We start from the raw sequence: 20,422 nt of genomic DNA, 5'->3' as shown, positions 1-20,422 counted from the left end.
ACCTCAGGCGGCGGTGAGGCGGAGGACCTTGTCGTTGTCGCCGTCGGAGGTGGTGACGTAGAGGGCGCCGTCGGGGCCGCTGCGGGCGGCGCGGAGCCTGCCGTACTTGTCGTCGAACTCGGGCGGCAGGCGCACTTCCAGCAGTGCCCCGGCGGCGTCGATGCGCAGCAGCAACATCTTCTGCCCCTTCAGCGCGACCACGGCGAGCATGCCTTCGAGCGAGCCCCACTGTTTGCCGGTCAGGAAATCCGCGCCACAGATGGCTTCGGTGATCTTCCCCGTTGTCCACAATGCACGGACGGCGTCGGGGAAGCGGTCGGTGTCGGTCATCGGGACGTCTTCGTCGTAGCTCGTCTCGGTGCCGCCCTTCGACGGGTCCCAGCCGTAGTTTCCGCCCGCCCGCAACAGGTTCACCTCGTCGTCGAAGGTCGGGCCGTGCTCGCCGGTGAAGACCTGCCCGGTGTCCGGCCGCAGTGCGATGCCCTGCACGTTGCGGTGGCCGTAGGTGTAGATCCGCTGTTCACTCGGGTCGGCCGAGGAGATGAAAGGGTTGTCCGGCAACGGTTTCCCGGTCCGCAGGTCGATCCGCAGCACCTTGCCGCCGAGGCTGTGCCGGTCCTGCGAGATGGACGGGCGTGCGGTGTCGCCGGTGCCGACGAGCAGCGCGCCGTCCGCGGCGAGCACCGGACGGCAGCCGGAATGCCGTCCGCTGGGGTTGACGGGCAGCCCGGTCAGCAGGTCGGCCACGCGCGTCGCGCGGCTTTCGTCCGCCGCGAGCGTCCAGGTCACGAGCCGGATGTCGACGGCCTTGCCGCCTTCCTTGTGCGTCTGGCAGGTGGTGAACCGGCGCGACTGGGCGAAGCCGGGATGTACGACGAGCCCCATCAGGCCGCCTTCGCCGTTCACGAGCACGTCCGAGAAGTCCGCGGTCACTTCCTTCGACGCCGAGCCCGGTGAGGTCCCCGCGATCAGCGCGAGCTTGCCGGGACGCTGGGTGACCAGCAGTTTCCCGTCGGGCAGGAACCCGATGTCCCAGCCGTGTTCGAGGCCCGCGGTGACTTCGTCGACCTTCAGCGCGGGGTCGGCCGTGCCTGTCGTGGCGGGCGCCGTGGGCACGATCGTCGCCGGCGTCGCGACCGGGTCGGCCATGCACCCGGTCGCGAGAACGGCCAAGGAGACGAACGCCGCGATCCCGGCTTTTCGTACACGCATGGCACCCAGCATGCCTGCCTCCCGCGGACTTAGCGAGCCAACGCCGCCGCGGTGAACTCGTCCGCGGGCAGGAAGGTTTCCAGTCTCAGCTCGGAGATCGTCACGTCCACCGCGGTCGCGAACGTCGTGATCGCGGTGATCAGCCGCAGTTCCCCGCCTGGTGAGGACAGCCGCAGCGGCACCGCGAAACCGAGGTGATCAGCCGTCGGCGACGGCTTCCGGTCCGGCAGGTAGCCCTCCAGTTCGGCGAGCAAGGCGGACAGCCTGGCGTCAGCCCTCGAGGATGCAGCGCCAGGCGCAGGACGTTGACCGGCGGTTCGAGCAAGGCCGGGTCGATGCCGTCGGTCAGCACGGACAGTGAGTCGTTGCTCGCGATGAGCACGCCGTACCGGTCGACGATCACCGCGGGGAACGGCCGGTGCCCGTCGAGCAGGACCTGCAACCCGGCCAGCACCGGCCGCAGCGCCGGATCGTCCAACGCCGATTCGCGGTAGCTGGGCGCGTATCCGGTCGAGAGCAGCAGCCCGTTCCGTTCCCGCAACGGCAGTTCGAGCGATTCGGCGACCCGCACGACCATCCCGCGCCCGGGTACCGAGCGCCCGCGTTCCATGAAGCTGACGTGCCGCTGGGTCGTTCCCCGGGCGCAGCGAGGTCGAGTTCGACTGGGCGCGAGTTCCGTGGGAGCGCCGGAACACTCGATTGGATGACATCGTCGCGTTGTGGCGAACGCTGTGGACCGGGGGAAAGTCCTTCCACGGCAAGGAGTTGCACTACGACACGCTGCCGGTGCCGCCGCCCCACCGCGTCGGCGGGCCGCCGGTGTGGCTGGCCGGGTTCACTCCGAAGGCGTTGGAACGCGCGGGCAGGTTGTACGACGGCTGGCTGCCGTACCCGCCGGATCCCGCCGATTTCGCGACCGGCCTGGCGACTGTGCAAGCCAACAGCCAAGCCGACAAGCCCGTCACACCCGGGCTGTTCGCGACCGTCTTCATCGGCGAGAACGGCCGTCGCGCTTTGGCGGATTACTGCTTGGCGTATTACGGAGCCCCGCTGGAGTTCGTCGAGACGATCCAGGTGTTCATCACCGGTTCGCGCGCCGAGGTGGCGGCCGGGCTGCGCCGCTACGTCGACGCGGGCGCCCGGCACGTCCTCGTCCGCCCGGCGACGCTGGTCCCCGAGGTCTTCGCCGGGCAGGTTTCTCAGGTCGCCGCGATGATTGTCGATAGCGCCAGCGGACTGTCGTAGGTGAGACGTACGCTTGGAGGTGAGAGCTCCTGCGTCCCTCGTCCCGGGCAGGAGTCTGTCCGTATTTGTATTTGTTAGGGGAATCTTCGGTGACCGACGCTCCGCTGTCCGGACTCCTTGACTACGTGCTGGCCGATCCTTCGCTGCGCGGCGTCATCGAGCGCGCCGGTGCGCCCTTGCTCGAGCTGCAGGGGCCGGTGGCGACGCGTCAGCTCGTCGCCGCCGCGTTGGCGGCCGAGCGCGGCGCGAACAAGCCCGTGCTCGTGGTGACGGCCACCGGTCGCGAATCCGACGAACTGACCGCCGCGCTGTCCGGTTTGCTCGGCGCGAGCGCGGTCGCCGATTTCCCGTCGTGGGAAACGCTGCCGCACGAGCGGTTGTCCCCGCGCGCGGACACCGTTGGCCGCCGGCTGGAGATCCTGCACAAACTGACGGGACCGGGCAACGGCGGCATCCGCGTGGTCGTGTCGACCGTGCGGAGCCTGATCCAGCCGATGGCGCCCGGCCTCGGCGCGCTCGCGCCGATCGACCTCGAGGTCGGCAAGGAACAGGACTTCGACGGCGTTCTCTCCAGGCTCGTCGAGCTGGCGTACACCCGCGTCGACATGGTGGAGAAGCGTGGCGAGTTCGCGGTGCGCGGCGGCATCCTGGACCTGTTCGGGCCCACCGCGCAGCATCCCGTGCGGATCGAGTTCTGGGGCGACGAGGTCAGTGAGATCCGCGCGTTCGCGGTGTCCGACCAGCGTTCCCTGCCCGGCGAGATCGCTTCGGTCAGCGCGCCGCCGTGCCGCGAGCTGCTGCTGACGTCCGACGTCAAGGCGCGGGCCGTCGAGCTGGCCGAGACGTACGCGGCCGACGCGCAGCTGGCCGAAATGCTCACCAAGATCGGCGACGGCATCCCGGTCGAGGGCATGGAGGCGCTCATCCCGGTGCTCTGCGCTGGTGAGCTGGAACTGCTCACTGACGCGATGCCCGAGGGCACGCATGTACTACTCGCCGACCCGGAGAAGGTCCGCGCCCGCGCGCACGACCTCGTCCGGACCGGGCAGGAGTTCCTGGAGGCGTCCTGGACGACGGCCGCCGGGGGCGGCCAGGCGCCGATCGACCTCGGCGCGTCGGCGTACCGGGACCTGGCCGAGGTGGCCAAGCACGCGAACGAGACCAAGCGCCCCTGGTGGACGCTGACCCAGCTGACCAGCGAAGACCCGGACGTCTACCCGGTCGCGCTGGAGGCCGCGCCGGGTTATCGGGGTGAGCTCGAACGTGCGATGACCGACCTCCGCGCGCACACCGCGTCCGGCGGCGTCGGCGTACTGGTCGTGGCCGGCCAGGGCACCGCGTCGCGGGCCGTCGAACAGCTCTCGGCCGCCGAGGTCCCGGCGACGCTGGCTTCGCAAGGGCTGACGTCGGCGCCGGTCGCCGGGGTCGTCACGGTGACCTGCGGCGGGATCTCCGACGGGTTCGTCTCGCCGAGCCTCGCGCTGGTCGTGCTCAGCGAGTCCGATCTGACCGGCCGTGGTGCCGACGCCGGGAAGTCCACAAGGGACTTGAACGCGAAAATGCCTTCGCGGCGGCGCAACGCCGTCGACCCGCTGGCGCTGCGGGCCGGTGACTACGTGGTCCACGAGCAGCACGGCATCGGGCGGTTCGTCGAGATGGTGCAGCGCACGGTCGCGGGCGCGACCCGCGAGTACCTGCTGCTGGAGTACGGCTCGTCCAAGCGCGGACATCCCGGGGACAGGCTGTTCGTGCCGACGGACCAGCTCGACGAGATCTCCCGGTACGTCGGCGGCGAGCTGCCCCAGCTGAACAAGCTCGGTGGCTCGGACTGGAAGAACACCAAGGCCAAGGCCAAGAAAGCGGTCAAGGAGATCGCCGCGGAGCTGGTGCAGCTGTATGCCGCGCGCCAGTCCGCGCCCGGGCACGCCTTCGGCCCGGACACGCCGTGGCAGGGCGAACTCGAGGACGCGTTCCCCTTCACCGAGACCAACGACCAGATGGCCGCGATCGACGAGGTCAAGGCGGACATGGAACGCGGGGTCCCGATGGACCGCGTGATCTGCGGTGATGTCGGTTACGGCAAAACGGAAATCGCCGTGCGTGCGGCGTTCAAGGCGGTACAGGACGGCAAGCAGGTCGCCGTGCTGGTGCCGACGACACTGCTCGCGCAGCAGCACCTGAGCACCTTCATCGAGCGGATGCAGGCGTTCCCGGTGACCATCAAGGGCCTGTCCCGGTTCACCGCGAAGTCCGAAGTGGACGGTGTGCTGGAAGGGCTCGCCGAGGGCGAGATCGACATCGTCATCGGCACGCATCGCTTGCTGCAGACCGGAATCCGGTACAAGGACCTCGGACTGGTGATAGTCGACGAGGAGCAGCGCTTCGGCGTCGAGCACAAGGAGCACATCAAGGCGCTCCGGGTGCACGTCGACGTGCTGACGATGTCGGCGACACCGATCCCGCGGACGCTGGAGATGTCGCTCGCCGGGATCCGGGAGATGTCCACGATCCTGACCCCGCCGGAGGACCGGCACCCGATCCTGACCTACGTCGGCGGCTACGACGACAAGCAGGTCGGCGCGGCGATCCGGCGTGAGTTGCTGCGCGACGGCCAGGTTTTCTATGTGCACAACCGGGTTTCGTCGATCGAGAAGGCCGCGAAGAAGATCCGCGAGCTCGTGCCCGAGGCGCGCGTGGTGACCGCGCACGGACAGATGAACGAGGAAAAACTGGAGAAGATCATCCAGGGTTTCTGGGAGAACGAGTACGACGTGCTCGTCTGCACCACGATCATCGAGACCGGGCTGGACATCTCGAACGCGAACACGCTGATCGTCGAGCGCGGGGACCTGCTCGGGCTGGCACAGCTGCACCAGCTTCGCGGCCGGGTCGGCCGTGGTCGTGAGCGCGGGTACTCCTACTTCCTGTATCCGCCGGAAGCGCCGCTGACCGAGACCGCGCACGACAGGCTCGCGACGATCGCGCAGAACACCGAGCTCGGCGCCGGGATGGCCGTCGCGATGAAGGACCTCGAGATCCGCGGCGCCGGCAACATCCTGGGCGCGGAGCAGTCCGGGCATATCGCCGGTGTCGGCTTCGATCTGTACATCCGGCTGGTCGGCGAGGCCGTCGACGTCTTCCGCCGGTCCGCGGGCGCGGAGTCGGTGGAGGAGGAGGACCTCGCGGACGTCCGCGTCGATCTGCCGGTGGACGCGCACATCCCGCACGACTACGTGCCCGGCGAGCGGCTCCGGCTGGAGGCGTACCGCAAGATCGCCGCCGCCCCGGACGCGGCGGGCCTGGTCGCGGTGCAGGAAGAACTGATCGACCGCTATGGCCAGCCGCCCGCCGCGGTTCGGCGGCTGCTCGCGGTCGCGACCTTCCGGCACACCTGCCGGGCCGCGGGCGTCACCGAGGTGACCAACCAGGGCAACACCATCCGGTTCGCGCCGCTGGCGCTGGCGGATTCGCAGCTCGTGCGGCTGAAGCGCTTGTACCCCAAGGCGACGTACAAGGAAGTCACGAAGACGGTCTCGGTGCCGAAGCCGACCGAAGGCCCGGTAGGGGGCCGCATCGGCGCTCCCGCGCTGCGCGACGAGGAATTGCTCGACTGGTGCGCGAAGCTGCTCGTCCAGCTCACCAAACAACCCGCCGCTGTCTAGCGCGGCATCAAGGGAGCTTTACTGCCGTTTGGCGGTAGTAAAGCTCCCTTGATGCCGCTTTGGCCGCCACACGCAGGGGGTTTGCCTAGGTCGTGCCGAAGGGTTGTGAGAGGGTACTGGCTGTGATGCGGATCATGGGTCGCCCCCGGGTGCTTTTTGCCGTCCTAACCAGCTGCTTCCTCCTCGCCGGATGTGGTTCCGGGCCGGGCCAGGTCGGGGCCGCGGTGATCATCGGCGACCAGGTGGTTTCCGTGGACACCGTGCAGGCGCTGATCGACAAAGCCGTGCAGGAGCAACCGCTCGCCCGGCAGCTCGCCCAGCAGCACAAACTCGACCTGATCGGCCGCGAAGCCGTCCAGCAGCTCGTGGTGCACGACGTGCTGACGAAGGTCGCGAAGCGCGAAGGGCTCACCTTCGACGACACCGCGCTCACCCAGGCGATGCAGCAGGACCCGCTCGCCGCGCCGCTGCCCGTCGACGGTTCCGTGCCGCCGGAGCAGGCCGCCAACCTGATCGTCACCAGGGCGCGCGACCACCGTGAGGCGCTCACCGACAGGCTGCTCCAGCAGCAGCTCGCCTTGAAGTACCTCACCCGGATCTCGATCACCTTCGACTTCAGCACGGTTTCGGGCACGGACGGCAACGTCCGTGAGAAGGCGTTCGACAAGGCGAAGCTGTTCGCCGCGGACCCCGCCGCCGCGCAGAAAGCCCTCGAGCAGGACGCGCGTGACCAGGCACTGCAGGCGCAGGAGCAGGGCCAGGCGCCGCCGGCCGCGCCGCAGAACATCGGCATCAAGCTCGTGGCGGCGCAGTCGCTCGGTGACGCCGCCAGCCCGCTGTTCGGCCTCCCGGCCGGTTCGGTGTTCGCGTTCCAGCCGAGCCCGACCGACGCCACCTGGGTCGTCGTCGTGGTGCGCGACCGCACCGTCGGCCCGCCGATCACCGTCGAGCAGAACACCCAGCCGACGCCGGACCAGCTGGCCGCGGTCGGACTGCGCCTGCTGCAGCCGGACATCACCGCCGCGTCGCCCAAGATCAACCCGCGCTACGGCGTGTGGGACCCGATCGCGCTGAACCTCGCCCCGAGCGAAGCCACCACCCTGGGCATCGCGCTGCCGCCGGGTAAGGCAAAGTCGTAGTTGTGACAGTTGCCGTCGTCCTCGTGCGCGGGGAAAGCTTCCCCGCGCACGCCCTGGGCGTGATCCGCTCGGCTGACGCCGTTTACGCGGCCGCCGATGTCGACGCTTCGGCGTTCGGGATCGAGCAGGTGCCGGATTGGGCCACCGGGTCCTTCGTGCTCATCGCGGGTTCGCGGGCCGAGCCGACGACCGCGGCGCTGATCGCGTCGGGTGCCCAGGTGCTCGAAGCTCCGGTCTCCCCGCTGGCCGAGGCCGCCGAGGTGATGGATCGCCTGCGCTCGCCCGGCGGATGCCCGTGGGACGCGGTGCAGACCCATGAATCGCTGCGGCAGTACCTGGTCGAAGAGACCTACGAACTGCTCGACGCCATCGAGGACGGCGACCGCGAAGCGCTCCGCGAGGAGCTCGGGGACGTGCTGCTCCAGGTGCTGTTCCACGCCAGGGTCGCCGCCGAGCACACCGAGGACCCGTTCGGCATCGACGATGTCGCGAACGATCTCGTCACCAAGCTCGTCGGACGGCATCCGCACGTCTTCGCCGACGCGGACAAGATCCACACCGCCGAGCACCAAGAACTCAAGTGGGAAGAGCTCAAGCAGGCCGAAAAACGGCGTCTGTCCATTGTGGACGGCGTCGCGCTCGGTCAGCCCGCGGTGGCACTGGCCGGGAAGCTCGGTCAGCGCAGCGGCCGCGCGGGCGTCCCGCTCGACCTGTTCCCCGACGGCACCGCGCCCGCCGCACAGCTCTTCCGGGTGGCCGCCATGGCCCGCCGCGCCGGCACAGACCCGGAGGGCGAGCTCCGCGCACTGGCGAAGCAGTTCGCCCTGGACGTCCGCGCCGCCGAAGCCGCGGCCAGGGCGGCCGGTGTCGAGCCGACCACGCTCGAGGCCGACGGCTGGCGAAAATTCTGGCCCACGCCCTAGCGCCACGGCCCTCGTGCCGGTCACGCCCGCTTAAGGGGACTTTCGCTGCCTTCGCGCAGCTGAAGTCCCCTTCAGTCCTTTGTGACATAGGACACGTCTGGGTGAGAACCGAATCGGGCCGGTGGGCGTCTTGCGGAGTGTGAAGGGGAACGAGGACGACGAGGAGCGGTTGGTCCGCCGGGTCGCGAAAGGCGATCGGGCGTCCTTCGACGAGCTCTATCGCCGGACGTCACCGTGGCTGATCGTGCGGCTCCGGCGCCGGTGCTCGGACGAGCAGATCGTCGCCGAGGTCATGCAGGAGACGTACCTGGCCGTGTGGCGGGCCGCGGGGTCGTTCGCGGGCGCGGCGGCGGGTGGCAGCGCGGTCGGATGGATGTGGACGATCGCCTCCCGGCGGCTCGTCGACGCCTTCCGCAGGCGCGCGCATCACGCCGAACTGCCGGCGGCGGTGCTCGTCGAGACGGTGGCACCGGCGGCGGAGGAAGAGGCGCTGGCCGGGGCGGTCGGGGACGCGGTCGGCAGCGCGTTGCGCGAGCTGGCCCCCGAACTTCGCCAGGTACTGCAGTCGATGGTGCTCGACGGCCTGTCGGTCCGCGAGACCGCGGTCCTGCTCGGCCTGCCGGAAGGAACAGTCAAGACCCGCGCCAGGCGGGCACGAATCGCGATGCGGGAGGTGCTGTCATGAGCGAGACACACGCGTCCGCGCAGCTCATCGACCGGTACGTCGGTGGCGACACCGCGATCCCCGGCGACGAGCTGTGGGCGCTGGAAGCCCATCTCGAGAATTGCCCGGTCTGCCGTGGCCGGCTCGCCGAGATCGTCGCGGAGCAGACGCCGGATGTGACGTCGATGCTCAGCGGGATCTGGTCCGAGCTGGAGCCGCTGGCGGTCAGCACTCCGGCGCCGGTCCGCCGGCGACGGTGGGTGGCGACCTGGGCGTCGCCGACTTTGGTGCCCTGGCTGGGGATGACCGCGCTGGTGATGGGGCTGGCCCTGCTCGTCGACTGGGCGGACTCGACAGCGGGCCGTCCGTCGCTGGTCCAGTTGCTCGCCCCGGTCGCCCCGCTGCTGGGCGTGGCCGTGTCGTGGGCGCGCGGGCTGGATCCCGCTTACGAACTCACTTCGGCCACGCCGAGAGCCGGGTTGTACCTCGTGCTCCGGCGGACGATGGCCGTGCTGGCGGTGGTGATCCCGTTGCTGCTGCTGGTCGGCTGGGCCGCGGAGACATCGGTCGCGCTGTCACTGTTGCCCTGCTTGGCGTTCACCTCGGCGACGCTCGCACTGGGCGGGGTCATCGGGGTTTCGCGGGCGGCGATCGTGCTGGCGTCGGCGTGGGTGGTGCTGGTCGTCGGGCCGGTGCTGGCCGGTTCGATGATCCCGCTGGTGCTCGACCCGGCCGGATTGCCCTTGTGGGGAGCCGCTTTCGTGCTCGGTGTCGTGACCGTGGGGGCCCGTTCGGGGGCCTACACCCGGCTCGGCAGTCATCGGTGAAGGGGGACGAGCACGTGATTCGCGCGGTGAACGCGGCCGAGGTCGCGCCGACGACCTACGCCTGGGAGATCCGGGCCGACGGACTGCGGGTCAAGGCCGGGCGGCGGATGGCCGTCGACGGCGTCGACCTGTCACTGGGCGCCGGTGTCCACGGGCTGCTCGGGCCCAACGGCGCCGGGAAGACCACGCTGATCCGGGCTTTGGCCACGGTTCTGCGTCCCGCGGGGGGTGAGCTGGAGCTGCTCGGTGCGTCTGTCGGGGGACGCACCGAGCAGCGCCGCTTACGCCGGCAGATCGGCTACCTGCCCCAGGATTTCGGGTTCTACAAGCGGTTCACCGTCCGGGAGTTCATCGAGTACATGGCGTGGCTCAAGGAGGTGTCCAAAAAGGACATCCCGGCCGCGGTGCAGCGCGCGATCGAGCGGATCGGGCTCGCCGACCGGGCCGACGACCGGATGAAGACGTTGTCCGGCGGGATGATCCGGCGTGCGGGTATCGCGCAGGCGATCGTCAACGACCCGCAAATCCTGCTGCTCGACGAACCGACGGCCGGGCTGGATCCCGCCCAGCGCTTGCGGTTTCGCGAGCTGCTGCGGGAACTGGGCTCGGACACCTGCGTGGTCGTCTCGACGCACCTGGTCGAGGACGTCGCCGTGGCCTGCACGGACGTCATGCTCATGGGCGAGGGCAAGCTGGTGTTCCGGGGGACACCCGCCGAGCTCGAGGCCGCGGGCGGTGCGGGTGATGCCGGGGACAGCCCGATCGAGCGCGGCTACACGGCTTTGCTGGCGCGCCAGCAGCCGGATCGGGGTTCGTGGTGATCCGGACGGAACTGCGACGGTCCGCCGCGCCGTGGGCCGCGGTGCTGATCGTGGGGATCGCGGCCGTGCTGCTCTTCGCGTTCAGCGGCCCGTGGTGGAAAGGCGGCGGGGCGTGGAACCGGGAGTGGACCGGGCTGGCGCGCTGGGAGCGGAACACGCTCGTGCTGCTCTGGCCGTTCGCGGTTGGAGTCGGTGCACTGCAAGGGTTGCGTGACCACCGGTCGGGCATGGCCGAACTGCTGACGACGACGCCACGGCCGCGCTGGCGTCGTACCGCCCAGACCGCGGGGGCGATGGCGATCGCCATGGCCGTCGGTTATCTGGTGATCTTCGCGATCGGTGCCGTGCAGGTGGCCGGGAACGCGAGCTACTTCCACTGGGGCTGGACGCCGGTTCTGCTGGTGGGCATGCTGTCGCTGATAGGTGCGGCTTGGCTGGGCATGGGGATCGCCTGCTTGGTGCCCTCGGTGCTGACGCCGCCGCTGCTGGCCGTTGGGGCGCTGGCCGTAGCTATGGTCACGCGGATTTCGCCCGACGGCGGGAGTTCGCTTTCGGGCTCGGTGCCGGACCGGATCGCGTGGCTGTCGCCGGTACAGGACGGCCCGGACGAGGCGTTCACCTCGGTCACCGGGAGCATGAATCTCGCTCAGGGACTGTGGTTCCTGGCGATCGCCGTGACGGGATTCCTGTTGCTGGCGGCCACGCGTGTCGCCACGAAACTGCTCGCCGTGGTCCCCATGCTGGTCGGGGCCGCGGTGGCGCTGCCACTGTTGCCGGCGACCGCGGCACAGGTGCAGGAAGTCGACCAGGGCGCGGTCGCGCTGGTTTGCGCTGAAGGGACGCCCCGCGTCTGCGTCACCAACGTGCACAAGGAATTCCTGGAAACGCTGGTCCAGCCCGCACGGGAAGCGCTGGCGCTGCTGGCGAAAGTCCCGGGGGCACCGACTTCGGTCGAGGAGGCGACGACCGGGCAACCGCTTTATGGCAGGCGCCCGGTGGTGCCGGGCGTGGTCCAGATCGACTTCGACGACTTCGACCTGGCGTCCGGTGAGAGGACCACGACCGATCCGGACCGGCTTCGCCGCTACCTCGTCGCCGGGGTGGGCACGCCGACTTGTTACGGCCGCATGGAAATGGACGAGAACTATATGAGCTTGCGGGCGGCCAGTGCAGTGTCGGCGGCGGCGTTGACGGGTGAGCTGAAGCCGTTGTCCGGCAGCAGCAGCGCGTATTTCCGGAATGAACTCGAGACGCTGGCGAGGCCGGCCTGGGAGTCGTTCCGTGTTTTGCCCGCGGCGGAGCAGATCGCGCGGTTGTCGGCCATGCGGGTCGCGGCGGAAACCTGCCGTGGCGGCACGCTGGAGATTCTCACGAACGGGGTCGCGCGATGAGATGGTTCGTCCTCTACGCGCGTTCGCGGGGAGTTCCGCTCGCGCTGGCCGCGATCCTGTTGTCCACCACGGCATTCTGGGCATTGGCCACGCTCGACGGTGCGCCCGATCAGGCGCTGTCCGTGCTGGTCCTGGTCGCGGGGACGGCGTTCGCCGCCGCCGGACTGGCCGGGCAGGACGTCGCACTCGACCGGATCGCCGCGATCCGGTGGCCGCCTCGCCGGGCGGCGCATGTGCTGGCGATCGCGGTGGTCGTGGGCTCGGCGCTGCTCTTCCTCCAGAACTGGGGCGATCCGCTGTCACCCGCCGGGGTGGTTCTTCGGGACACGTTCGGGCTGACCGGGCTCACCGCGCTGGGCGCCGCCCTCTGCGGCGGCCAGTACGCGTGGACGTTTCCCATCGGCTGGTTCGCTTTTTCCCTCGGTGTCCCGATGGACACCGAGGTGCTGTCCCAGGTCGCCGGCTGGCTGTGGCAGCCGCCGGGCACTCCGGCCGCCACCGCCGCCGCGCTGGTTCTCGGTATCGGTGGCACGCTCGTATATGCCGCGTGCGGCAATCGCCGCTGAACTCTTTTCGTCGACAAAGAAAAACGCAAGGGGAGAAACGCATGTCCGCAACAGTGTCCGATGTAGACACACGAACCGCCGTCGTGGCGCGGGAACTGGTCAAGGTCTACGGCAAGGGGGACACCGCCGTACGGGCCTTGGACGGGGTCAGCGTCGGCTTCAACGCCGGTGAGTTCACCGCGATCATGGGGCCGTCGGGGTCGGGGAAGTCGACGCTCATGCACTGCCTGGCCGGGCTCGACACGGTCGATTCAGGGATTGTCCAAATAGGACAGACGGAGATAACCCAGCTCGGCGACAAGGAACTCACCAGGTTGCGCCGCGACCGTGTCGGGTTCATCTTCCAGTCGTTCAACCTGCTGCCGACGCTGTCCGCCGAGGGGAACATCCTGCTGGGCCTCGAACTCGCCGGTCGCAAGCCGGACAAGGAGTGGTTCGACCGCATCGTTTCGGTGCTGGGCTTGAAGGATCGGCTCAAGCACAAGCCGTCCGAGCTCTCCGGCGGTCAGCAGCAGCGGGTCGCCTGTGCCCGCGCACTGGTCGCGAGCCCGGACGTCGTGTTCGCCGACGAGCCCACCGGGAACCTGGATTCCCGGTCCGGCGCCGAGGTTCTCGACTTCCTGCGGATGTCGGTGAAGGAGCTCGGCCAGACCGTCATCATGGTGACGCACGACCCGCTCGCCGCCGCATACGCCGACCGCGTGGTCCTGCTCGCCGACGGCCGTCTAGCCGGCGACCTCGCCGACCCGACCGCCGAGTCCGTGCTCGCCGCCCTCACCCACCTGGGGGTCTGATGCTGCGCACCACCCTGGCGGGGTTGAAGTCCCGCCTGGCCCGGCTCGTGCTGTCGTCGATCGCCATCGTGCTCGGTGTGGCCTTCGTGTCCGGCACGCTGATCATGGGCGACGCGCTTTCGGCGAGCCTGAACGACGGGTTCGCCAAGGAAGCCCGCAACGTCGACGTCGTCGTCCAGCCCGACTATTCGGGTGCTTCCGCGAGTTCCGCGGCGAAGATCACGCAGGACACGCTCGCCACCGTCCGTCAGGTGCCGGGTGTCGCGTCCGCGGGTATTCGTGATCGGGTGTCCGCGGCGATCATCGGCAGCAATGGCAAGGCCGAGGACGGCTCCATCGCCGCCATGCCGGACGACCCCAAACTGGTGCCGTTCGATCTCACCCAGGGCGTTTTTCCGGCCAGTGCCGGCGAAGTCGCCGTCGAGAAGGTGACCGCGGAGTCGGGCAGGCTCGCCGTCGGACAGCAGATCAGTGTGCTGGACAAGGACGACAAGGCCATTCCGCTGACCATCAGCGGCATCTACGACCAAGGCGTCAACGTCGGGTTCGGCGGTAAGCAGGTGGCCGTGAACACCGCCGGGTTCGCGCCGTTCGACGAGGGCTACGGCGCCGACGCGCTGGTTGTCAGCGCGCAGGCCGGCGTGGACCAGCAGGCGCTGGCAGACCGGGTGAAAACCGCTGTCGCGCTACCGAACTTCGAGGTCCTCACCGGTACCGCGTTCACCGCGGACCTGCTCTCGCGCATCAACCGGCAGGCCAGTTCCATCACGCAGTTCATGCTGGTGTTCGCGCTGATCGCGCTCGTGGTGGCGTCGATGGTCATCTACAACACGTTCACCATCCTGATCGCGCAGCGGACGCGTGAGCTCGCGTTGCTGCGCTGTGTCGGCGCGGAACGGAAACAGGTCTTCCAGGGCGTGCTCATCGAAGCCGTGGTGATCGGGTTCGTCGCGTCGGTCATCGGGCTGGTGCTCGGGATCGGGCTGTCGGCGGCACTGCAGGCGACGGTCGGATCGAGCACGTTCGGCAGCGAGGGCGCGGCTGTCCACGTCCCGGTCACACTGACGACGGTGCTCGTCTCGTTCGCCGTCGGCGTGCTCGTCACCGTGCTCTCGGCCGTGCTGCCCGCCCGCAAGGCGACCCGTGTCGCGCCGATCGAGGCACTGCGCAGCCAGCCGGACAGCCAGGAAGAAGTCGCCAGGACCAGCAAGAAGCGGATCGTCGCGGTGGTCGTGCTGACCCTGATCGGGGTCGCGCTCGTCGCGCTGGGCTTCAGTGCCGGGGACAGCCCGGAGATCGCGGTGTTCGCCATCGGCGCCGGGACGATGGTGCTGCTGATCGCCGTCGTCGCGCTGGGACCGATCATCGTCGGGCCGATCCACCGGCTGCTCGGCGCGTTGCCGGAACTGATGTTCGGCGTGCCCGCGAAACTGGCTTCCGGCAACGCCCGCCGCAACCCGAAGCGCACCGCGGCCACCACCGCCGCGCTGATGATCGGCGTCGCCGTGGTGACGATGGTGACCGTCGTGGCGACAAGCGCCAAGGAGACCCAGAACCGGGAGATCGACAAGCAGTACCCGGCCGACTTCACCGTCGAATCCTCGGTCTACACCAGCAGGTTGCCGGTTTCGGTCGTCGACAAGATCAGCGCACGCCCCGAAGTGGCCAAAGCCGCGCCGGAAAGCTCGCTGTACGTCTTGACCGGTGACGGTCCCGCGAGCAACTTCATGCTGAGCGGCATTTCGCCGAGCATCCTCGGCGATCTGATCCGGCCGGACATCGTGTCCGGTGACCTCGCCGAAGTCGGCCCCGGGACGGTCGCGATCTCCGACGAAGTCGCCCAGCGCGGCGACCTCCGGCTGGGCAGCGACGTCACCGTGAAGGCGTCGAACGTGAAGGATGGCAAAGCGGGTCCGGCGGAGAAGCTGACCGTTGTCGCGCTGTTCAAGTCGGTCGGCTCGACCAGCGCGTACACCGATATGAGCGTGATCCCGAAGCTGTGGCCGGAGACCGCGGGCTACGACAACGTGCTCGTGAAGCTGAACAACGGCGTCAGCGCCGGCGACGGCCGAACCGCCGTCGAACAGTCGGTCGCGGACGTCCCCGTCGCCAAGGTCACCGGCGCGGCCGAAGCGAAGGACGAACTGAACTCGCAGGTCAACAGCATCCTGGCGCTGATCTGGGCGCTGATCGGGCTGGCCGTGGTGATCGCGCTGTTCGGCATCGCCAACACGCTGACCCTGTCGGTCCTGGAACGCACGAGGGAGTCGGCGCTGCTGCGAGCGTTGGGACTGACCAAGGGGCAGTTGCGGTTCATGCTGGTGATCGAGTCGATCCTGATGGCGCTGATGGGCGCGATCATCGGTGTGGTCATGGGCAGCGTGTTCGCGTGGCTGATGATCAAGGCGATGTCGCAGGACTCGTTCGAACTGGTCTTCTCGGTGCCGGTCGGGCAGGTTTTGGTGCTGCTGGTCGCTGCGGCTTTGGCCGCTGTTCTCGCCGCGGCGCTCCCGGCCAGGCGCGCAGCGCGCGCTTCGATCGTGGCCGGTATGGCCGAGGCTTAGTGCGGCTGTGGGGGTGGCTCGTGAGTGGCTACGAGTGCTAGAACACTCGTAGCCACTCACGACCGTGACCACCACTAGCCAAGACTTGCGTTGCCGGCCACAAGCCCGGTCCGCTTTCAGCGCACGACGTGAGCACGCCAAGTCCCGGCCTGCCGCCAGATGTCCAGATCGTTACCCCAAAGCGGCGTTGGGGGCACTCAACGCCCCCAACGCCGCTTTGGGGGACTTAGGCGAAAAGGCCGTCGCCCCAGGAGGTTCCGGGTTTGGGGCCGGGTGGGACGGCGAAGTGGGCGGAGCCCGTGTGTTGCACGTACTCCATCATGGAGTCCTTTGAGGACAGTGCGTTTTGCATGGGCACGTACTGTTTCCGCGTGTCGCGGTTGAAGGCCAGGAAGAACAGGCCCGCTTCGAGGTGGCCGACGCCGTCGGAGCCGTCGACGAAGTTGTAGCCGCGGCGCAGGATCCGGGCGCCGTTCAGGGTTTCGTGTGAGGCCAGGCGGATATGGCTGTCGGCGGCGATGACGGGTTCGCCGCCGGCGCCGTTGACCTGCAGGTCGACCGGGTCGAATTCGGCGGCTTGGCCCAGGGCGGCGCCGGTGCCTTTGGTGCGGCCGACGATGTTTTCCTGGCCTTCCAACGGTTCCCGGTCCCAGGTTTCGATGTGCATCCGGATCCGCCTGGCGACGAGGAACGAGCCGCCCGCCAGCCACGGCTGGCCGTCGGCCTCGGTGACCCAGACCTGGTCGCGCAGGAAGTCGGCGTCCTCGGCCTTGATGTTGTTGGTGCCGTCCTTGAAGCCGAAGAGGTTGCGCGGGGTCGGTTGCGTGCGGGTCGTCGACGCGCTGCGGCCGAAGCCGAGTTGCGACCACCTGACCTCGGTGACGCCGAAACCCAGTCGTACCAGGTTGCGCACGGCGTGCACGGCGACCTGCGGGTCGTCGGCGCAGGCCTGGATGCAGAGGTCACCGCCGCTCCGCGCGGGGTCCAGTTTGTCCTTGGGGAACAGCGGCAGGTCGATGAGCGCGGCCGGGCGTTTCGCGGCGAGGCCGAAGCGGTCGTCGAACAGCGAAGGGCCGAAGCCGATCGTCAGCGTCAGTGACGACGCGGGGAGGTCGAGCGCCTCGCCGGTGTCGCCGGGCGGTGCCTCGGGCGCGCCGCCGATGGCGCCGCCGGGCACGACTTCCTCACCCGAAGTCATGCGCCGCGCGGCGTCGGTCCAGGTGCGCAACAGCTTCACCAGCTTGTCGCGGTCCTTCGTGGTGACGTCGAGCGCGGCGAAGTGCAGGTTCTGCTGGGTCGGCGTGACGATCCCGGCCTGGTGCTCGCCGTGGAAGTCGACCGTGCCGGACGCCGCCTGCGCGGGGCTGTTGCCGGTGATCTCGTCGACGCCGTAGCCGGCGGCCGCGCCGACGCCGACCAGTGCCACACCGGCACCGGCCAGGCCGAACAGCCGGCGGCGCGAAACTGCGGGCTGTCCGGCCTGGCCGGGATCGGGCGAAGTCACTTGGCGACGACCTCCGCGACCTTGCTCAGCGGCTCGCTGAGCGCGTCCACCGCGGACGCGAATTCCTTGACCTGGTCCGGCGAAAGCTCGGTGTACAGCTTGAACCCGTCGCCGACGGCCTGCTTGGTCAGCAGTGCCTGCACGTTCGCGAACTCCTTGTCCAAGGTGGCCACCAGCGCCGGGTCGCCCTCCTGCAGAATCGGGCGCAGGGAAGCGATCGCGGACTTCGAGCCGTCCAGGTTGCCCTGGAAGTCCCAGAGATCGGTGTGGGAGAAGGCTTCCTCCTCGCCGGTGATCTTGCCGGTCGCGACCTCGTCCATGAGGCCCTTGGCGCCGTTGGCCAGGTCGAGCGCGGTCAGGTCGAGCGTCTTGGACTTCGCGACCAGATCCTTGACGTCGGTGAGCAGCTTGTCGGCGATCTGCGAGCTGTCGGCCTGCAGGCCCGAAACCCACAGGTCCTTCTCCAGCCGGTGGAAACCGGTGAATTGCTGGCCCGCTTCGATGTCCGCCTCGCGGAAGTCGATCGCCGGGTCGAGGTCGCCGAACTTCTCGGCCACCGGCTCGATGCGCTCGTAGTAGATGCGGGTCGAGGCGTACGCGGCCTTGGCTTCGGCGACCTTCCCGGCCTTGACCAGGTCGACGAACTTCCCGGTCTGCTCCTCCAAAGCCGCCGAGTTGTTCGCGACATAGCTCGCGTAGCTCTGGGTGGCGTCCGCCTTGAGCGCGTTCGTGTTGTTCTGCTTCGCCGCGCCACCGGTGATGGTGAAGTCGCTGCGGATACCGTTCCCGGCCATGCCCGGCTTGCAGGTCGCCTGGTACTTGCCGGCGTCGGCGACCTCGACGATCAGCCGCCGGTTCAGGCCGGGCGCGATGTTCTCGACCTCGCCCATGATCCGGTCGCCCTCGGCGTAGAGGTAGAACTCGGTGACCTTGGCGCCCTTGTTGGTGATCTCGAACGTCAAGTTGCCCGCGTTCGCCGTGGCCGCCGAGATGGTGCACGCGGTGTCGGTGGCCTCGACTTTGATCGGACCACCGGCGGCGGGGGAGGCGGCCGTGCCGGTACCGCTTCCGCAGGCGGTGAGCGCCAGGAGAGCGCTCGCACCGGCTGCGACGGCCAGCGGGGTTCGGCGGAATCGGTACACGATCACTCCTTCGCGCTCGCCGCGGCGGTCGCCGACGAGCTGCCTTCTGTGCGGGAAACGGTGGGGCGTAAGAACAACGGGAGCACGATCACGACGTAGGCGACCCAGGCGATCGCCTGCAGCACGGTTGTCTGCTGGGAGTAGTTGAAGATCCCCTTGAGCAGGGCGCCGTGCCAGGATGTTTCGGGCAGCGCGGCCGACGCGTCGAACGCGAGGGTGGTGACACCGGGCAGGAAGGCGGCTTCCTGCAGGTCGTGCAGGCCGTAGCCGAGCACACCGGCGGCGACGAACACCAGGAGAACGCCGGTGACCTTGAAGAACTTGCCGAGGTCGAAGCGCACCGCGCCCCGGTAGAGCAGGTATGCCAGCACGACGGCGACGGAAAGGCCGATCCCGAAGCCGATCAGTGGATCGGTGGTGCCGTCCTGCGCGGTCTGCACGGCGGAGTAGAAGAACACCGCCGTCTCCAGGCCCTCGCGGCCGACCGCGAGAAAGGACAGCAGGAGCACGGCGAGCGGGCCGACGTTCAGCGCTTGGTCCATCTTCCCGCGCAGCTCCGCGGCGATGCTGCGGGATGCCTTGCGCATCCAGAAGATCATCGCGGTGACGAAGGCGACCGCGAGGATCGACAAGCCGCCACCGAGCAGTTCCTGTTGCTGGAAGCTCAGCTGGGCGGTGGTGTAGGTGAGGATCGCGCCGACCGCGACCGACAGGAGCACCGCCGCGCCGACCCCGGGCCACACCCAGCGCAGCGCGTGCCGCCGGTCGGTCTTGACCAGGAAGGCGACCAGGATGCTCACGACGAGCGCCGCTTCGAGGCCTTCACGAAGGCCGATGAGCACACTGGAAAACACTGGCTCACTCCTCGCCGTGGGACTATCGTCCTGATGTTTTTAGGTAAGGCTCACCTGTATGTCCAGTCAGCGATAGGGCGCCGACCAGCGAAGATCCGGGCATAAGCGACAAAAGAGTCAAGTTAGGTTAGGGTAACCGCAGGTCAGTGGCTTATGCACGGGTCGATAACGAATTTTGTGAGTTGCGCGGCATCGCCTTCGGTTTGCCGTCCCGCCGCCCTCGTCCGGCCACGTAACCTGAACGGGTGGTCGAACCCACCCAGCCGGTCACCATGCCGCCCGCCGCGCCAGCGTCCCCACTACCCGAGCCCCCGCCCCGCCGTTATGTGGGCAGGCTGCTGATGGCCGCTGGGCTGATCATCACCGGGCTCATCCTCACACTCACCATCGGCACTCAGCGTGAGGACAAGATCCCGGCGAAGGCTGACCAGACTTTCGTCGTTGTGCAGCAGAAGCCGCAGCCGGGGGCGTCCGTGCCGCGGACCGGGCTGGTCGCGCCACCGGACCGGCCGAAGGTGTCCGACCAAGCGGAACTCGACGCGTGGGCGGCGAAGGTGTCGAACACCACCAAGGTCTCGGCCCGCGTGCTCGCCGCGTACGGCAGGGCCGAGATGTGGATGCGGGCACAGAAACCGGCCTGCCAGCTGTCCTGGTCCACCCTCGCCGGGATCGGCCGCGTCGAGACGACGCACGGGCAGTTCGACGGCACGGCCGTCGGTGCCGACGGCGTTCTGACCAAGCCGATCCTCGGCCCGGTGCTCGACGGGTCGCCCGGCTTCGCGGCTGTGAAGGACACCGATGGCGGCAAGCTCGACGGCAACACGACGTGGGACCGCGCTGTCGGCCCGATGCAATTCCTGCCGCAGACGTGGAACCGCTGGGCGGAGCGTGCGAGCGGCGACGGCGGCAAGCCGGACCCGCAGAACGTCGACGACGCCGCGTTCACCGCCGCGCGCTACCTCTGCTCGGCGGGCGGCGACCTGTCGACCCCCGAGGGCTGGTGGAAGGCGGTCCTCACTTACAACCAGTCCGTCGCGTACGGGCAAGACGTCTTCAGTGGCTCCGACGCCTACGCCGCCGCCAGCTTGACTCCCTAGCAATAGGGGTTGCCGAT

General features: G+C 68.9%; 16 protein-coding genes and 1 pseudogene. 12 read left to right on the top strand and 5 right to left on the bottom strand.

What is annotated here, in order from left to right; genetic code table 11:
* Positions 1-3 precede the first annotated feature (3 nt).
* Together VGP60_RS10140 and VGP60_RS10135 are read right to left on the bottom strand one after the other, a co-directional pair.
* Positions 4-1,212: a PQQ-dependent sugar dehydrogenase gene (locus VGP60_RS10140; RefSeq protein ID WP_327547657.1), complete on the bottom strand. Its 1,209-nt coding sequence runs from the start codon at positions 1,210-1,212 to the stop codon at positions 4-6.
* A 29-nt stretch (positions 1,213-1,241) separates the two neighbouring features.
* Positions 1,242-1,912, bottom strand: a pseudogene (locus tag VGP60_RS10135) (transcriptional regulator).
* On the opposite strand from VGP60_RS10135, the gene VGP60_RS10130 reads away from it, so the two are divergent.
* The 11 genes from VGP60_RS10130 (at position 1,912) to VGP60_RS10080 (ending at position 15,808) form a co-directional block, all read left to right on the top strand.
* Entirely contained in the window at positions 1,912-2,457 is a 546-nt protein-coding gene (locus VGP60_RS10130) for an LLM class flavin-dependent oxidoreductase (RefSeq protein WP_414640317.1), read from the top strand. The pseudogene VGP60_RS10135 and the gene VGP60_RS10130 overlap by 1 nt on opposite strands.
* Positions 2,458-2,561: 104 nt before the next feature.
* Entirely contained in the window at positions 2,562-6,119 is a 3,558-nt protein-coding gene (gene mfd / locus VGP60_RS10125) for a transcription-repair coupling factor (RefSeq protein WP_327547833.1), read from the top strand.
* Positions 6,120-6,253: 134 nt separating this feature from the next.
* Positions 6,254-7,258 (top strand): SurA N-terminal domain-containing protein, encoded by a 1,005-nt coding sequence (locus VGP60_RS10120; protein ID WP_327547656.1) that lies wholly within the window; start codon positions 6,254-6,256, stop codon positions 7,256-7,258.
* Between the two features lie 2 nt (positions 7,259-7,260).
* Positions 7,261-8,181, top strand: coding sequence for a MazG family protein (locus tag VGP60_RS10115; protein ID WP_327547655.1), 921 nt, complete (start codon positions 7,261-7,263; stop codon positions 8,179-8,181).
* 139 nt (positions 8,182-8,320) lie between these two features.
* Positions 8,321-8,866 carry an RNA polymerase sigma factor gene (locus VGP60_RS10110; RefSeq protein WP_327547832.1) on the top strand — a complete coding sequence of 182 codons (546 nt, stop codon included), beginning with the start codon at positions 8,321-8,323 and terminating at the stop codon, positions 8,864-8,866.
* Positions 8,863-9,672 carry a zf-HC2 domain-containing protein gene (locus VGP60_RS10105; RefSeq protein WP_327547654.1) on the top strand — a complete coding sequence of 270 codons (810 nt, stop codon included), beginning with the start codon at positions 8,863-8,865 and terminating at the stop codon, positions 9,670-9,672. Before VGP60_RS10110 ends, VGP60_RS10105 begins: the two co-directional genes overlap by 4 nt.
* A 17-nt stretch (positions 9,673-9,689) precedes the next feature.
* Entirely contained in the window at positions 9,690-10,493 is an 804-nt protein-coding gene (locus tag VGP60_RS10100) for an ABC transporter ATP-binding protein (RefSeq protein WP_327547831.1), read from the top strand.
* The gene (locus tag VGP60_RS10095) at positions 10,487-11,884 is read left to right on the top strand and encodes a hypothetical protein (protein WP_327547653.1); all 1,398 of its coding nucleotides are present in this window, start codon (positions 10,487-10,489) and stop codon (positions 11,882-11,884) included. The genes VGP60_RS10100 and VGP60_RS10095 overlap by 7 nt, the downstream gene beginning before the upstream one ends.
* Positions 11,881-12,450: a hypothetical protein gene (locus VGP60_RS10090; protein WP_327547652.1), complete on the top strand. Its 570-nt coding sequence runs from the start codon at positions 11,881-11,883 to the stop codon at positions 12,448-12,450. The genes VGP60_RS10095 and VGP60_RS10090 overlap by 4 nt, the downstream gene beginning before the upstream one ends.
* Positions 12,451-12,491: 41 nt before the next feature.
* On the top strand, positions 12,492-13,244 hold the full coding sequence (locus VGP60_RS10085) for an ABC transporter ATP-binding protein (RefSeq protein WP_327547651.1): 753 nt from the start codon (positions 12,492-12,494) through the stop codon (positions 13,242-13,244).
* Entirely contained in the window at positions 13,244-15,808 is a 2,565-nt protein-coding gene (locus VGP60_RS10080; protein ID WP_327547650.1) for an ABC transporter permease, read from the top strand. Before VGP60_RS10085 ends, VGP60_RS10080 begins: the two co-directional genes overlap by 1 nt.
* A 226-nt stretch (positions 15,809-16,034) precedes the next feature.
* On the opposite strand, the gene efeB is transcribed toward VGP60_RS10080, so the two are convergent.
* Genes efeB through efeU form a run of 3 tightly spaced genes read right to left on the bottom strand, consistent with a single transcriptional unit; the run spans position 16,035 to position 19,308 of the window.
* Positions 16,035-17,312: an iron uptake transporter deferrochelatase/peroxidase subunit gene (efeB, locus tag VGP60_RS10075; RefSeq protein ID WP_327547649.1), complete on the bottom strand. Its 1,278-nt coding sequence runs from the start codon at positions 17,310-17,312 to the stop codon at positions 16,035-16,037.
* Positions 17,309-18,454 carry an iron uptake system protein EfeO gene (efeO, locus tag VGP60_RS10070; protein WP_327547648.1) on the bottom strand — a complete coding sequence of 382 codons (1,146 nt, stop codon included), beginning with the start codon at positions 18,452-18,454 and terminating at the stop codon, positions 17,309-17,311. The genes efeB and efeO overlap by 4 nt, the downstream gene beginning before the upstream one ends.
* Before the next feature lie 2 nt (positions 18,455-18,456).
* Complete coding sequence (efeU, locus tag VGP60_RS10065; protein ID WP_327547647.1) at positions 18,457-19,308, bottom strand: iron uptake transporter permease EfeU; 852 nt, start codon at positions 19,306-19,308, stop codon at positions 18,457-18,459.
* A 245-nt stretch (positions 19,309-19,553) separates the two neighbouring features.
* Between efeU and VGP60_RS10060 the strand changes: the two genes are divergently transcribed.
* Entirely contained in the window at positions 19,554-20,405 is an 852-nt protein-coding gene (locus VGP60_RS10060) for a murein transglycosylase (RefSeq protein ID WP_414640316.1), read from the top strand.
* Positions 20,406-20,422: the final 17 nt, after the last annotated feature.

The sequence above is a fragment of the Amycolatopsis sp. genome, assembly GCF_036008905.1.
GTDB lineage: Bacteria > Actinomycetota > Actinomycetes > Mycobacteriales > Pseudonocardiaceae > Amycolatopsis.
This window is presented reverse-complemented; position numbering and strand designations above follow the sequence as displayed.